The sequence below is a fragment of the Lysinibacillus sp. CTST325 genome, from assembly GCF_054665055.1.
Map to the genome: position 1 here is coordinate 497,378 of NZ_BAAFHO010000001.1, position 13,761 is coordinate 511,138.

Genomic DNA, 13,761 nt, shown 5'->3' on the forward strand with positions numbered 1-13,761 from the left:
TCGATACGAATGCATCAGACTGCAGATAAACTCGAGAAAATTTGAGAGTTTATCTATAGTCTTTGTATGAAGTAAAGCTGTTAATTTCCACTATGGGCGAATGCTTTCCGTAGGCGGGATTAAGCTACTTCCCTCCACCTTTTTTTGCATAACAGTTACTGCGACTCTCGTAGTCGCATAATAAATTTTTCAAAACCATACGATGATACACCGCGCTGAATATCCTCATAAATACTTCCTTCCAAAACATTGAGTTTTTTCTTATTTTCATCAAATTCTTGAATGGCATTTTTATGTTGCATTAGAGCAATCCGGTTTCTTCTTAGCGTTCACCAAAATAACGCCTAAAATAATTACCACCGCACCGATAACATGGTAATAATGGAACGACTCGCTTAAAAACAATACGCCAGAAAGTATTGTAATCAAAGTAGTAACATTGTTAAACACACTCACTTGAATAACCGGTAATTGGGATACGGCGTAAATAGACAATAATGACGTACCGAGTGTAGATAGAACTCCTAAAAATAAAATTGATAACAAATAAGGAATCTCCTTTACGGAATCCACATATTCATTGACAGATCCACCGTTTATAAAGTACATGGCATTAAAGAATAGAAAGCCACTGAACATGATATATATCGTAATTTGGATTGGAGCCACTGTTTTTGTTGCGCTTCTAGACATCACTTGCCAAATGGCCATTGCCAAAATAGATAATATAATCAACAGATTACCGATTAGATGAAATTCATATCCTCCCGAGTTATTCATCAGCTGTAAAAAAACGACTCCTGCAATGCTCAAAGAGATTCCTATTCCTTGTATTCTTTGAATCTGTTCTTTCAAAAATAATCGTGCCAATAGAACCGTTATGGCAGGAGCAATAGCTTGGATGATTCCTGCTTCTGTAACAGTTGTCTGATTAAGTCCAAGTATCTGGCTGCTAAAAAACAGAATCGGATAAATCAGCGAAATAACCAACACCAACATAACTTCCTTCCGATTTAACCTTAAGTTAATCGGTCTTATGGCTAGTAATAGAAGCAATCCTAAAAAGGCAAATGTAAATCGTTGCGCTAATATTAGTAATTGTCCTTCATATGTTAAGGCAATTTTGATAAACATAAAGGAAAATCCAATAATAATGGAAAAAACAACGGCTGCCACTAATGCACTATTTTTTCTCATGATTTCCTCCCTCCTTCTTTTTTAGAATAAAGGAAGAATGCTGTATACATTGAATTTCTTTTTATCTCTGTATCGATACAGACAAGGCATATTGAAGCATAGCTAGAATAAATTCATGGTAATCTATTGTTATGGGAGGGATAGCATGCGGAAACATCAACTGATTGCAAATAGCATACTGCAAGATATTGAGCAGGGAAAATATAATGAGCGTCTCCCATCTGTAAGGGAAATGATGGATACTTTTGGCGTGAGTCAAGTCACGATTACAAAGGCACTGCAACATTTGGTTGGAATGAATAGAATATATGCTAAGCCAAATGTAGGCTATTTTATTATTTCAAAAAAAGGAAAAGCTGCTTCTTTTAATGGAATATACGACTTTTCCACTGCCTCTACTTCCTGGACGGACTTTCCATTGGACAGTTATTCGCAATGTTTGGAAACAGCTATTCAAAATGGAAAATCAGAATTATTCACCTATGGAGCAACAACCGGTAATGAGGAACTGAAAAGCTTATTTCAAAAATTATTAGCAGAAGATCAGATTTTCTCTAAAAAAGAACAAATCATGATAACAAGCGGTACACAGCAAGCTTTGCATATTCTGGCTTTAATGATGATGACCAAGAAAGAATCCATTCTAATAGAGCAGCCAACCTATCATCAAATCATAAATCTGATTGAACGTCTTCATTTGGATTATTTCACCTGCTACCGAGATTTTGACAAGATAGATTTAAAACAATTAGAAGAAATGATTAAAATCAAGCGTCCCAACTATGTCTATTTAATGCCACGGCTTCATAATCCACTTGGTACTACCATGGATGAACAGGAAAAATGGATGCTTTTAGATTATGCGAAAAAGTACCATTTTTATATAATAGAAGATGATTATTTGGGTGATTTTGAAGGAAGCAATAGCTACAAAACACTTTATGAAATGGATACGAATCAGTGCGTAATTTATTTAAAGAGCTTTTCTAAAATTATGTTTCCTGGTCAGAGGTTAGGTATCACTGTTCTGCCCGAGGACATGATTGAGACCTTTCAAAGCTTTAAAGAGGTTATTGATATCCATACGAATTCTTTAAGTCAAGTTATTATGCAGACGTTTATGGAAAGTGGGTTATATGCACACCATAAGAATAAAATCGTGTTCAGACATCAACAGAAAGCAAACACTCTGCGTGAGGTACTAAGAACTTACTTTTCTGATTATCAATTTAATGATAATCATCAAATGCATACGGTAATCAAGCTACCGAAACAAATAAATATGAATAAACTTCACGAAGAATTAGCCAAACGACAAGTATTAGTAGATGATTACAAAAAAAATTATATAGCTGGATATAAACATAATCATAAATTTCTTAAGCTGAACACAACTAGTATCCCAGAAAATAAAATTGGCGAAGGGATTCATTTAATTCAGGAAGCTATAGAAACAAGTAAATTACCTTGATATTTCATTATTTTGCACCGTTACAAAGTCATTTTCATGTTCACTATCAGCGTTACATGCTATGCCATACTCATGGTTCAACAGCGAATACCCGCTACGTCGTTCCCCGCGATACACAAAAAAAGCATTTGGAATGTCATCGTTCCAAATGCTTTGATTTTATCATTTTTACATAAATTCTTTCACTAATTCATTAAAATCATTTTCGCTCATTTTAATATCAATATCTGTTAATGGTAGCTCTGAATAGCCTGGTACTTTTTCTTGATATGAGGCTGTTTCAGTATCTTGATAAATAATACCTGTTACTAAACCTTCATGCTCCATCACTGTACGCATTGCCATACCACGGTCAGAATTGTCATAGCCCTCAATATCAGCAAGCTTCGTTAAGTTTTCTTTAAACCAATCGTACGTGTTCACTTTGTTATACGTAACACAAGGTGAGAATACGTTGATGAATGAGAAGCCTTTATGATTAATGCCTGCTTCAATTAAAGCTGTTAACTCTTTAATATCCGTTGAGAAACCTTGTGCGACAAATGTAGCTCCGCTTGTTAAAGCTACTTCTAACGGTTTTAATGAAGGCTCAATCGCACCACCTGGCGTAGATTTTGTAATAAATCCTGCAGCGGAACGTGGAGATGTTTGCCCCTTTGTTAAACCATAAATTTGGTTATCCATAACAACGTATGTGATGTCAATATTACGACGGATAGCATGAATGGTATGACCCATACCAATCGCAAAGCCATCCCCGTCACCACCAGAAGCAATAACGTTTAAATCACGGTTAGCCATTTTTAAGCCTTGTGCAATTGGTAATGCACGACCATGAATACCGTGGAAGCCGTAAGAATTAATGTAGCCTGAAATACGACCAGAACAGCCAATCCCAGAGATAACCGCTAATTCGTTTGGTTCAATACCAACGTTTGCCGCGGCGCGCTGAATCGCTGCTTGAACAGAGAAGTCACCACAGCCTGGGCACCAGTTTGGTTTCACTGTATTACGAAAATCCTTAAATGTTGCCATTAGCGAGTCAACTCCTTCACACGATTTTTTAATTCACCTGGCAAGAATGGTGTACCATCATATTTTGTAATAGTCTCGATTTTATCGTGACCACCAACATTCATCTTCATAATATTTGCTAATTGACCTGTGTAGTTATTTTCTACAACGATTACTTTTTTCGCTTTTGCTACAAGTGGTGCCACCTCAGCAGATGGGAATGGGTGAATTAAACGAATATGTGCATGGTTCACCTTCATACCTTGAGCATTTAAGCGTTCTTGTACTTCTTCAATAGCTCCACGTGTTGAGTTAAAGCCCACTAATAAAATATCGGCTTCTTCGTGTGGCGCATTTGCATATACTGGATTATCAAATTTCAATGCCGCTAGCTTACGGAAACGTTTATCCATTTGTACTTGACGGTTACCAGATGCTTCAGATGGTTTACCTGTTTCATCATGCTCAACCCCTGTTACATGGTGAATACCATTCATCGTACCAGGTAGCACACGCGGTGAAATACCATCTTCCGTATCTTCATAACGTTTGAAGTATGCTTTATCGGCTGCTTCTTCAATGTCGCCTGTAACAATTTTACCGCGACGAATTTCAATTTTATTGTAATCGAATGGCTCTACAGATTGTTTACCTAGAGATAATTGCAAATCAGTCATTAAAATAACTGGTAATTGTAATTCCTCTGCAATGTTAAATGCTTGGATTGTGTCAAAGAATGCTTCTTCCATTGTAGATGGTGCAATTACTACTTTTGGAATTTCACCATGCGTACCATATAACATCGCCATTAAATCTGATTGCTCTTGTTTTGTTGGTAATCCTGTTGATGGACCACCACGTTGTGTATCAACAACAACTAGTGGCTGCTCTGTCATACCTGAAAGACCAAGTGCTTCCATCATTAATGAAAGACCAGGGCCAGCAGAAGCTGTAAAGGCACGAACACCACCAAAGTTTGCCCCAATTGCCATTGTCGCTGCAGCAATTTCGTCTTCTGTTTGAATAACCGCACCACCGAATTTCGGTAATTTTTTAATAAGGTATTCCATAATCTCAGAAGCTGGTGTAATTGGGTAGGCTGCCATAAAGCGTGTCCCAGCTGCAAGTGCACCAAGTGCTACTGCATCGTTTCCGATCATGAACATACGGCGTTTACCGTCTGCTGGTGCTAAAGCCCAGTTACCTACACGATCGCCTAACAGCTCATTCATTAATTCATGACCGCGTGCAATGGCCTCCATATTTTTCTGAACAACTTCTTCACCTTTTTTGCCAAAAATATCATCTACAACATTTTGGAACACTTCGTCCTCTAGATTTAGCAAAGAAGCTGTTGCTCCGATCGCCACCATATTTTTCATCAACGAAGTACCAAGCTCTGCCGCTACCTCTGTAAAAGGTACTACAAATAATGGCGCTTTTGAATCTTCTGGCTTCACTGGAGTAAATTTTGAATCCGCTAAAATAATGCCTGTTTCTGTTAATTCTTTATAATTGACGTCGATTGTTTCTTGGTCGAACGCTACTAAAATATCTAAATCATCCGCAATTGAACGTACTTCTGTTGGACGAACTGTAATTTTATTATTCGTATGGCCACCTTTAATTCGAGAAGAGAAATGACGATAACCGTATAGGAAGTAACCTAAACGATTCATTGCCGTTGAGAAAATTTCGCCTGTACTTTCAATCCCTTCACCCTGTTGCCCACCGACTTTCCATGAAAGCTGATGTAACATGTCAACAACTCCTTAGATCCAATGTATATACTATTATTTTTCCTTCATAAGTTTAACACGAAGAAACGGTCTGCACTATTGTTATTCCTCGATTTAAAAGAAATTCAGACCTTTGACTGAAAATGGCGTTCATAAAGTTGTAAATTTCAAATCAACTAATTTTAAAAAATTAATTTGCGGATTTCAAGTGACATTTAACATATTAGTATGTAGAGCATGAAGGATCCTCTTCCTCAAATCCTGATTGTCTATATAAACGAAAAAAATGCCTTGCAGCTTATTATGTGCAAGGCATTTTACTTCATTACTTTTTTATCGAATACGTTTTTCCACAAGAAGCTTTAAGGCTGTACGTTCCTCACCAGCAATTAAAATATCGGCAAACGCCGGTGCGCAAATTAAATCCGTGCCACTTGGCGCTACAAATCCGCGTGCAATGGCCACTGCTTTCACGGCTTGGTTAAGTGCACCAGCCCCAACTGCCTGCATTTCTGCTTGCCCTTTTTCTCTGATTACCGCGACTAATGCACCTGCAACTGAATTTGGATTAGAGCGTGATGATACTTTTAATGAATCCACAATTATTCCTCCCCGTTTCGCGAATAGTGTTTACGCTCAACAACTCATGTCCCCCTTTTTTTGGACCTCAAGTTATTGTCGATAGGTCATTTTATGCTCGGTAAGAAGAAAATAGACTATATTCATTTCTTATATATCAAAACAATCTAAAAAGACTGATAATTACCGAGAGAAAATTACTTTGTCATTGAAATAAAGGCGCCATAATAAATAACTTAGGGCTCCTTAGCAAAACGTAAAATGATTTCCGTTCCAGGCTACTCGCTTTCCTGTGGCGAGCGTCGAGTAGCCTTCCACTGCAATCAACAATAGTGTAGAACTTTTATAAAATTTGAGTATTTTAAAAGTGAACCTTAATGGTTACTCTCTTCAGAATAGAAACTTAAAACGGTTAAGGTGATTGTATATATGTCGTTGCTGTCGCTTCGCTTTCACACAAATAACGCATCTTGTTGACGCTTGATTTTATCCCTATAAATTAGATTAACATGCCAGAAAATACATGCTAAATGAAGAGGGTGATTGTAGCGGAGACTGGGCGACTCCTTGGGGATTAGCGATAGGGGAACAAAGGCTAAAACCATCACGTCCTGTGATAACGCCTTCGTGACCAACATCGGTGCTGCTGCCGCTACGTTAACACTACGCTTTCGCGCAAAAAACATCTGTTGGCCCGAGACCCTGGAGCGAGCGCATAGGGGAACGAAGGCTAAAGTCATCACGTCCTGTGATAACGCCTTCGTGACCAACATCCTGTTGCCCCAAGCGGCTCATCGGACGCCCCCAGGAAGCTCTGCTCTGCGCGAAAGCGAAGCGACAGCTACAAATGTTTTCTGTAGCGAAAGCAAAGCGACAGCTACAAAGCGCCCAGTAGGAGCGGAAATCAACCCCTCGTTTTGCCGAAGAGTCATATTTTATTATGAGGCTTTAATTTTATTGAATTAACAAATTTTCAAAACAAAAAACTATTGTGCATTTTTTACATACACAATAGTTTCTCTTCTTATGCTTGGAACGGATAATCTTCGTTTATATAAACTCGCTCACAATGTAGGGCTTTTCCTGTTTTATCATCAATCTCTACAAAGAAACCACTTAACACATCGCGTCCTTTTTTAGGCACTTCAAAACGAGATGGCATGTTTGTTTGGAATTTATAAATGACACTTTCCTTCGTCATCCCTAAAATTTCATCGTATGGACCTGTCATCCCAACGTCCGTAATATAGGCTGTTCCATTTGGATAAATACGTGCATCGGCTGTTTGCACATGTGTATGTGTACCAACGACTGCCGAGGCCTTTCCATCTAAGTGCCATCCAAGGGCAATTTTTTCACTTGTCGCTTCTGCATGAAAATCCACGAATACAAGCGGTGACGTTTTATGTGCTTCTTCGATTAATTTCTCAGCCATTGCAAATGGATCCTCATGAGGAGGTAAAAATACTCGTCCATGTAAATTAATAACAGATAGTGTTACACCGTTTTTTGAAATTTGCACCATTCCTTTACCTGGTGCCTCATTTGAAAAGTTCGCCGGGCGTATTAAATACTCTGCATCATCAATAAAATCAAAAATATCTTTATTATCCCAAGTATGATTGCCCATTGTGATAATATCTACACCCATTTGCAATAGATCATTATAAATATTTCGTGTAATGCCGCGACCTGCCGCTGCGTTTTCACCATTGGCAATAACAACGTCTGTGTTATATTTTCGCTTTAAGCGTGGTAAATATTTTTCCACTGCATCGCGGCCAATCGAACCGACGATATCTCCAATAAATAGTACTTTCATTTGACAAGACCACTCTTTCTTTAATTAGCACCTTTTAGTTTACCATCTACTCCTAGTAAATCGCAAAATAAAACGCAAACCTCTTTGATTTTGCGTTTTGTACAGGTTGAATTCATTATGACTGTAACGATACAAGGGCATGATATTTTAATAATTTACGAACATACTCAAAATTGAGAGCAAGTAAGTGAAATTTTAGTCATTTCATAAAAAGCCGTTTTTTTATTTTATTAATCGCCTTCAAACCGATTACAACATCTTTTCATCTACTAATTTGGGGTGATTTCAGATGAATAGGTTAAAGTCATTTCAACATATTTTGATATTCCCCATTAATAATTTGCTCCCACCATTCTTTGTTTTCCATGTACCATTGAATCGTTTGAGCAATTCCAGTTTCAAAAGTATATATCGGATGCCAACCTAATTGTTCTAATTTTGTTGCATCAATTGCATATCGCTTATCATGGCCTAAACGGTCTGCTACAAACTCTATTAATGCTTCTGATTTCCCTAATGTACGAATTATGGTTTTAACTACTTCTAAATTCGTACGTTCATTATGTCCACCAACATTATATACTTCTCCATTTACACCTTCATGTAAAACTAAATCAATGGCAGCACAATGATCAAATACGTGTAACCAATCACGAATGTTTTGACCATCACCATATATAGGTATCTTTTCTTCATTTAATACACGCGAAATCGTTAAAGGAATTAATTTTTCCGGGAAGTGATAAGGCCCATAATTGTTAGAACATCGTGTAATATTAATAGGCACTCCATAAGTATGGTGATACGCTTGGACTAAGAAATCAGAAGAAGCTTTACTTGCACTATATGGACTATTTGGTTGTAACGGTGTTTCTTCAGTGAAAAAAGTTGTTGGATCAAAATCCAATTCACCGTATACTTCATCTGTAGAGACATGAACAAATTTGGTAATTCCTACTTGCCTTGCAGCATCTAATAACACCTGTGTTCCTAGCACATTTGTAGAAACAAAAACCGCTGGATCTGTGATGGATCGATCCACATGACTTTCTGCAGCAAAATGCACAACATAATCAAACTTTTCTTTCTCAAATAAAGAAAAAATCACATCATAGTCTACAATATCTGCTTTCACAAAATGATAATTCCCCATTTTTTCTATATCACGGTGTTTAGTTAAATCACCTGCATATGTTAATACGTCTACATTATAAATTGCATACTCAGGGTACTTTTTAACCATGTATTGAACAAAGTTTCCACCAATAAACCCAGCTCCACCAGTAATCAGAATTTTTTTCTTTGTCATTTGTCTCACCCCTATTAAACTTGTTCGACTGAAATAAAAAAACTCTACATTGTCACATGAGAGTTGTTTAATGAATGAGAAACTTCAACTAAGTATTTACCGTATTCTGTCTTCATTAGAGGCTCGGCAAGATCTAATAACTGCTTCTTTGTTATATATCCTCTTCTGAATGCTATTTCTTCAATGCAAGCAATATATAGCCCTTGCCTTTTTTGGATAGCCTCTACAAAGTTTGACGCCTCAAGCAATGACTCATGAGTTCCTGTATCTAACCACGCCAAGCCTCTACCTGTAAGCTCTACTTTTAGTTCGCCTCTTTGCAAATACTCATCTATAATAGAAGTAATCTCCACTTCGCCTCGTGCTGAAGGTTTTACGTTTTTTGCGATATCTACTACTTTATTATCAAAAAAGTACAAACCTGGAACTGCGTATGAAGATTTAGGGTATTCCGGCTTCTCTTCTATAGAGATAGCATTCATCTGCTCATCTACCTCTACTACACCATAGGCCCTTGGATCATTTACATAACAGCCAAAAATAATGCCCCCGGTCGATAAAGACGCTGCAGCTTGTAAACGATTGCTCAAATTAGAACCATAGAAAATATTATCACCTAATACTAATGCGACTGGTGATTTACCGATAAACGCCTCTCCAATTATAAAGGCTTCTGCAAGGCCATTAGGATTTTCTTGTACAGCGTATTCAAAGTTCATCCCTAAGTTACAGCCATTTCCTAAAAGTTCTTTGAATCCTCCGATATCTCTAGAAGTAGAAATTATTAGTATTTCTTTTATGCCCGCAAGCATTAAGACGGATAGCGGATAATAAATCATCGGTTTATCGTAAATAGGTAGCATTTGTTTAGAAACAGATTTCGTCAGGGGATAAAGTCGAGTACCTGAACCTCCAGCTAAAATAATTCCTTTCATCTGATATTCACCTCTTGTCACTGTTTAAATACACTCAAATGAAATATCCTAGATTACTTTTTTCAAATCTCATCATAATCAGCTAACATCTTGTGAATCTCTTCTATACTGTTGAACATCATAACATCTATTATGGATAATCCTGGTATAAAATTAAAATGAAATTGTTTATATTGCTGCAATTTGTTATTAATAAATTTCAATTCAATATTACTATCTTTATATTTTTGTTTATTAAAAAAAGATACTCCCCCTGGGGGATTAATGTATTCCGTAGCGTTTAAAGCTTTTGAAATATTTAATGCCCATTCGTCAGCACTATTTACATCTTCAACTTTAATATTCATCTCAGAAAATACTACAATTTCACAATTTAACCCAAGATAATTACTTATTTCAAGCAAAATATTTTTATTGACATCCACTAACTTTTTAGTATCTTCATATAAAATACTTTTCACTAAGCTAATTGTTTCATTGTAAAAGGGAGCTTTTTTATAGACCAATAATTGATTAAACAATGCTGTTTTCCAGTCTTCTTCATTGTTAATTACAATTTGATTGATTAAAGTATTTAAAGGAGCCTTTTTCACTGGTAATTTTATATAGGTGCTGCCACCTTTAAAAGTAATAATTTTATTTCTCTTCATCCAGCTCTTCCTTTGAAATTGCACGGTATCAAGAATAACAAACATATCTGCAGCCTGTAACAAAGAAAAATAACCGATATAAGGGAAAAAATATGGTTGCATAATAGCTACTCTCATTATTTTACCTACCCCATTTGTTACGTTGATTTAAATTTCTTTTTCACCTTCTAATAGACAAAAATATTTTTCAACAAATCTAAACTTAATAATAATGCTTCTACTTCCGTACTTATTTCCATGTAAATATAACCGAGTCCACATAATACAAAAAAAAGATTGCCTCTTTTATATACTTTGCCTAATTCATACCAGTATTTAACATCCTGTTTTACATAATTCAATATACGCCATTTAGAAACTTTCCCTTGAATCTCAGAAAAATCAAAAACATTGCACCAATTTTGCGTCCCTCTTAACAAGTGCCAAATTCTCTCTATTTCCCATTCCTTCCAATTTATGATTTCTTTATATTCATCAGGCTGAATTCGCCTAGCTCGAACAGTCGGACTTTCGAAAGGTTGCTTAATATTCGGTGCACAATCATTCTCAATGTTGATAATTGCCTTTATTAGTAATTTCGCCCCGATGTTGGAGCTCAAAAATACCAATTCTTCCTCTGTAGATCCAATTGGCAATTCAAAACTTTCTTGATAGATAATATTCCCTGTATCCTCGCCTTCGTCAATATAATGAACGGTTGCACCGGGATTTAAATCATAGTTATAAAAAGTCCAAAAAATCGGATGAGACCCTCTGTATTTAGGCAGTAATGATAAGTGTAAATTAATACATCCTTTTTTTGGAATACTCAAGATATTCCCTTTTAACAATTCAGACATTCCGTAGATAACTATCAAATCGGGCTCAAGTTCCTTAACCCAATTTTCGAAACAATCATTACAGCCTTTGTTCATAAAATAATAAGGTAACCCTTTTTCTAAACAAAAATTTTGTAATTCCTCGTTTTGCTTATTCACGTCTCTTTGTTTTGATTCAACTACTCCGATAATATTAATCGCAGAGTCATATAACGTATTAATTACGTTACTAACGCCCATAGTAATAAAAATGACTTTCATACTTGTAATAGACATTTAAGTTCAACTCCATTATTAAGCTAGTTTACATATATACATCTAAACTATCAAAATAAACTTGCATTTCTAACATATCCTTAATTTTATTTATATCATTAAACATCATGACATCAATAATTGAGAGACCCGGAATAAAATGTTTATCAAATTGTTTGTATGGGGATAGGCTGGGCTTAATAAAATGTATACTTATACCATTGTCTCTGTATTTTTCTTGATTATAAAAATCTTTACCACCAATAGCATTAATATAGGTGGTAGCATTTAATGCTTTAGACACTTTAATGCCCCATTCGTCTGCCGAATTGGCCGATTCAATAGCAGGAAATTTTTTTGACAATATTGTTATATCTGTTTTTATGCATAATAGGGAGCAAATTTTGCGAAGGAGTATTGTATTAAATTCACTTAAATTATTATGACTACTATTAGATAAACAGTCATTTAAGAAATCTACAACATAGTTAAAATAAGGAGCTTGTTTATAATATATTAATTGGTTAAAAAGCTTTCCTTGCCAATTAATATTATTGTTTATTAAAATATCTTTAATTTTCGTTTCTCTTGGAGATTTACTTATAGGAACATTGATAAAAACACTTTCTTTATGCTCGTTCAAAATTCTATTTCTAGATATCCAGCTTCTTCTAACATATTGTGCATTATCAAAAATAACGAATTCATCTACAGCATTTATCAATTGAAAATATCCTAAATACGGAAAAAAATAGGGCTGCATTAAAGCTACTCTCACTCAAATCCCCCCTATGATTTAATAATAGTTACAATTTTATCAATATCATCTAGATATAAATCAGCGTACAGTGGTAAAGTTAGGACTCTTTCTGCTATAAATTTTGCAACCGGCGTTTCTCCGGTTTTAAATCTATTTTTATAGCATTCAAAACTATTTGTTAAGGGGTAAAAATACTTTCTAGTTAAAATATTATTTTTTTTTAATTTTTCATGAACTTCATCACGTGAAAGTGTGAACCCATCAAATAATACAGGAAAGTATGCATAATTACTTTTCACACACTCTGGATGAAGCGACAGTTGGATTCCTTTAACTCCACTAAGTTGTTCGACATATCTATTATAGACTTTTTTTCTCTTTTTAATTTCTTGATCTACACTTCGAAGATTGCAAAGGCCCATAGCTGCCTGAAATTCATTCATTTTTGCATTACCACCAATATACTCTATAGTTTCTGGCCCAGTAATACCAAAGTTTTTATGTGCATTTATTACATCTTTGAAACTAGGGTCCTTAAAAGTTAATGCTCCACCCTCAATCGTATTAAAGACTTTTGTAGCATGGAAACTGAACATGGATACATCACCATAGTTTGCGATTCCTTCATCATTGACTGTAATACCAAAAGCATGTGCGGCATCATAAATTACTTTAAGATTATACTTTTTTGCTATTCTATTAATTTCAGTAACATCACAAATATTACCATAAACATGGACAGGAATTATCGCCGACGTTTTTTCTGTTATCAAACGCTCGAGGTTGTCAGTTTGGATCGTATAGTTATCCGGATCAATATCACAGAAGACAGGTGTTAATCCATTTCTAACAATCGCATGCGTTGTGGATGCAAAGGTAAAAGGTGTTGTAATCACTTCACCGGTTAAATTGAAAGCTGAGATGGCATATTCTAACGCAAGATGCCCATTCGAAAATAGCGAAACATTAGGCGTTTTTAAATACTGTTCCAATCCCGCTTCTAGTTGTTGATGTTTTACACCCATGTTAGTCAGGTATCGACTATCCCATATACCTCTAATTTCTTCAGAAAACTCCTCAAAGTCAGGCATTGAAGATTGTGTTACTTGAATAGGTTTCATCGTTTCCCCCATTTTACTTCACTAATTTTTCACTACTGAATCTTTTACAATGATCTTCATCCAATTTTCCATATTGTCCATCTTCTCTAAC

At 35.7% G+C, this 13,761-nt stretch carries 14 protein-coding genes; 1 reads left to right on the forward strand and 13 read right to left on the reverse strand.

Annotated features, from left to right (window positions below):
- Window positions 1-155: 155 nt before the first annotated feature.
- On the reverse strand, window positions 156-302 hold the full coding sequence (locus ACYQ73_RS02560) for a hypothetical protein (RefSeq protein WP_460011015.1): 147 nt from the start codon (window positions 300-302) through the stop codon (window positions 156-158).
- The gene (locus tag ACYQ73_RS02565) at window positions 292-1,197 is read right to left on the reverse strand and encodes a DMT family transporter (RefSeq protein WP_460011016.1); all 906 of its coding nucleotides are present in this window, start codon (window positions 1,195-1,197) and stop codon (window positions 292-294) included. The genes ACYQ73_RS02560 and ACYQ73_RS02565 overlap by 11 nt, the downstream gene beginning before the upstream one ends.
- 145 nt (window positions 1,198-1,342) lie before the next feature.
- Between ACYQ73_RS02565 and ACYQ73_RS02570 the strand changes: the two genes are divergently transcribed.
- Entirely contained in the window at window positions 1,343-2,668 is a 1,326-nt protein-coding gene (locus ACYQ73_RS02570) for an aminotransferase-like domain-containing protein (RefSeq protein WP_460011017.1), read from the forward strand.
- Window positions 2,669-2,836: 168 nt separating this feature from the next.
- On the opposite strand, the gene ACYQ73_RS02575 is transcribed toward ACYQ73_RS02570, so the two are convergent.
- From ACYQ73_RS02575 to ACYQ73_RS02625, 11 genes are all read right to left on the reverse strand, one after another.
- On the reverse strand, window positions 2,837-3,703 hold the full coding sequence (locus ACYQ73_RS02575) for a 2-oxoacid:ferredoxin oxidoreductase subunit beta (protein ID WP_132357351.1): 867 nt from the start codon (window positions 3,701-3,703) through the stop codon (window positions 2,837-2,839).
- Window positions 3,703-5,442 carry a 2-oxoacid:acceptor oxidoreductase subunit alpha gene (locus ACYQ73_RS02580; protein ID WP_460011018.1) on the reverse strand — a complete coding sequence of 580 codons (1,740 nt, stop codon included), beginning with the start codon at window positions 5,440-5,442 and terminating at the stop codon, window positions 3,703-3,705. Before ACYQ73_RS02580 ends, ACYQ73_RS02575 begins: the two co-directional genes overlap by 1 nt.
- Before the next feature lie 312 nt (window positions 5,443-5,754).
- Window positions 5,755-6,021 carry a stage V sporulation protein S gene (locus ACYQ73_RS02585; protein ID WP_004224903.1) on the reverse strand — a complete coding sequence of 89 codons (267 nt, stop codon included), beginning with the start codon at window positions 6,019-6,021 and terminating at the stop codon, window positions 5,755-5,757.
- Between the two features lie 642 nt (window positions 6,022-6,663).
- Entirely contained in the window at window positions 6,664-6,795 is a 132-nt protein-coding gene (locus ACYQ73_RS02590; RefSeq protein ID WP_460011019.1) for a hypothetical protein, read from the reverse strand.
- 229 nt (window positions 6,796-7,024) lie between these two features.
- Complete coding sequence (locus tag ACYQ73_RS02595; protein WP_460011020.1) at window positions 7,025-7,822, reverse strand: TIGR00282 family metallophosphoesterase; 798 nt, start codon at window positions 7,820-7,822, stop codon at window positions 7,025-7,027.
- A 304-nt stretch (window positions 7,823-8,126) separates the two neighbouring features.
- Complete coding sequence (rfbB, locus tag ACYQ73_RS02600) at window positions 8,127-9,131, reverse strand: dTDP-glucose 4,6-dehydratase (protein WP_460011021.1); 1,005 nt, start codon at window positions 9,129-9,131, stop codon at window positions 8,127-8,129.
- A 44-nt stretch (window positions 9,132-9,175) separates the two neighbouring features.
- Window positions 9,176-10,066, reverse strand: coding sequence for a glucose-1-phosphate thymidylyltransferase RfbA (gene rfbA / locus ACYQ73_RS02605; protein ID WP_460011022.1), 891 nt, complete (start codon window positions 10,064-10,066; stop codon window positions 9,176-9,178).
- Between the two features lie 62 nt (window positions 10,067-10,128).
- On the reverse strand, window positions 10,129-10,833 hold the full coding sequence (locus ACYQ73_RS02610; RefSeq protein WP_460011023.1) for a WbqC family protein: 705 nt from the start codon (window positions 10,831-10,833) through the stop codon (window positions 10,129-10,131).
- Between the two features lie 50 nt (window positions 10,834-10,883).
- On the reverse strand, window positions 10,884-11,810 hold the full coding sequence (locus tag ACYQ73_RS02615; RefSeq protein ID WP_460011024.1) for a methionyl-tRNA formyltransferase: 927 nt from the start codon (window positions 11,808-11,810) through the stop codon (window positions 10,884-10,886).
- Between the two features lie 28 nt (window positions 11,811-11,838).
- Window positions 11,839-12,567, reverse strand: coding sequence for a WbqC family protein (locus tag ACYQ73_RS02620; RefSeq protein WP_460011025.1), 729 nt, complete (start codon window positions 12,565-12,567; stop codon window positions 11,839-11,841).
- An 11-nt stretch (window positions 12,568-12,578) separates the two neighbouring features.
- Window positions 12,579-13,670, reverse strand: a complete 1,092-nt coding sequence (locus tag ACYQ73_RS02625; RefSeq protein WP_460011026.1) for a DegT/DnrJ/EryC1/StrS family aminotransferase — start codon at window positions 13,668-13,670, stop codon at window positions 12,579-12,581.
- Window positions 13,671-13,761 lie beyond the last annotated feature (91 nt).

Coding starts and splice junctions, on each gene's coding strand:
- ACYQ73_RS02560 (WP_460011015.1), bottom strand. CDS start 302: ATGCAACATAAAAATGCCATTCAAGAATTTGATGAAAATAAGAAAAAA.
- ACYQ73_RS02565 (WP_460011016.1), bottom strand. CDS start 1,197: ATGAGAAAAAATAGTGCATTAGTGGCAGCCGTTGTTTTTTCCATTATT.
- ACYQ73_RS02570 (WP_460011017.1), top strand. CDS start 1,343: ATGCGGAAACATCAACTGATTGCAAATAGCATACTGCAAGATATTGAG.
- ACYQ73_RS02575 (WP_132357351.1), bottom strand. CDS start 3,703: ATGGCAACATTTAAGGATTTTCGTAATACAGTGAAACCAAACTGGTGC.
- ACYQ73_RS02580 (WP_460011018.1), bottom strand. CDS start 5,442: ATGTTACATCAGCTTTCATGGAAAGTCGGTGGGCAACAGGGTGAAGGG.
- ACYQ73_RS02590 (WP_460011019.1), bottom strand. CDS start 6,795: ATGAGCCGCTTGGGGCAACAGGATGTTGGTCACGAAGGCGTTATCACA.
- ACYQ73_RS02595 (WP_460011020.1), bottom strand. CDS start 7,822: ATGAAAGTACTATTTATTGGAGATATCGTCGGTTCGATTGGCCGCGAT.
- rfbB (WP_460011021.1), bottom strand. CDS start 9,131: ATGACAAAGAAAAAAATTCTGATTACTGGTGGAGCTGGGTTTATTGGT.
- rfbA (WP_460011022.1), bottom strand. CDS start 10,066: ATGAAAGGAATTATTTTAGCTGGAGGTTCAGGTACTCGACTTTATCCC.
- ACYQ73_RS02610 (WP_460011023.1), bottom strand. CDS start 10,833: ATGAGAGTAGCTATTATGCAACCATATTTTTTCCCTTATATCGGTTAT.
- ACYQ73_RS02615 (WP_460011024.1), bottom strand. CDS start 11,810: ATGTCTATTACAAGTATGAAAGTCATTTTTATTACTATGGGCGTTAGT.
- ACYQ73_RS02625 (WP_460011026.1), bottom strand. CDS start 13,670: ATGAAACCTATTCAAGTAACACAATCTTCAATGCCTGACTTTGAGGAG.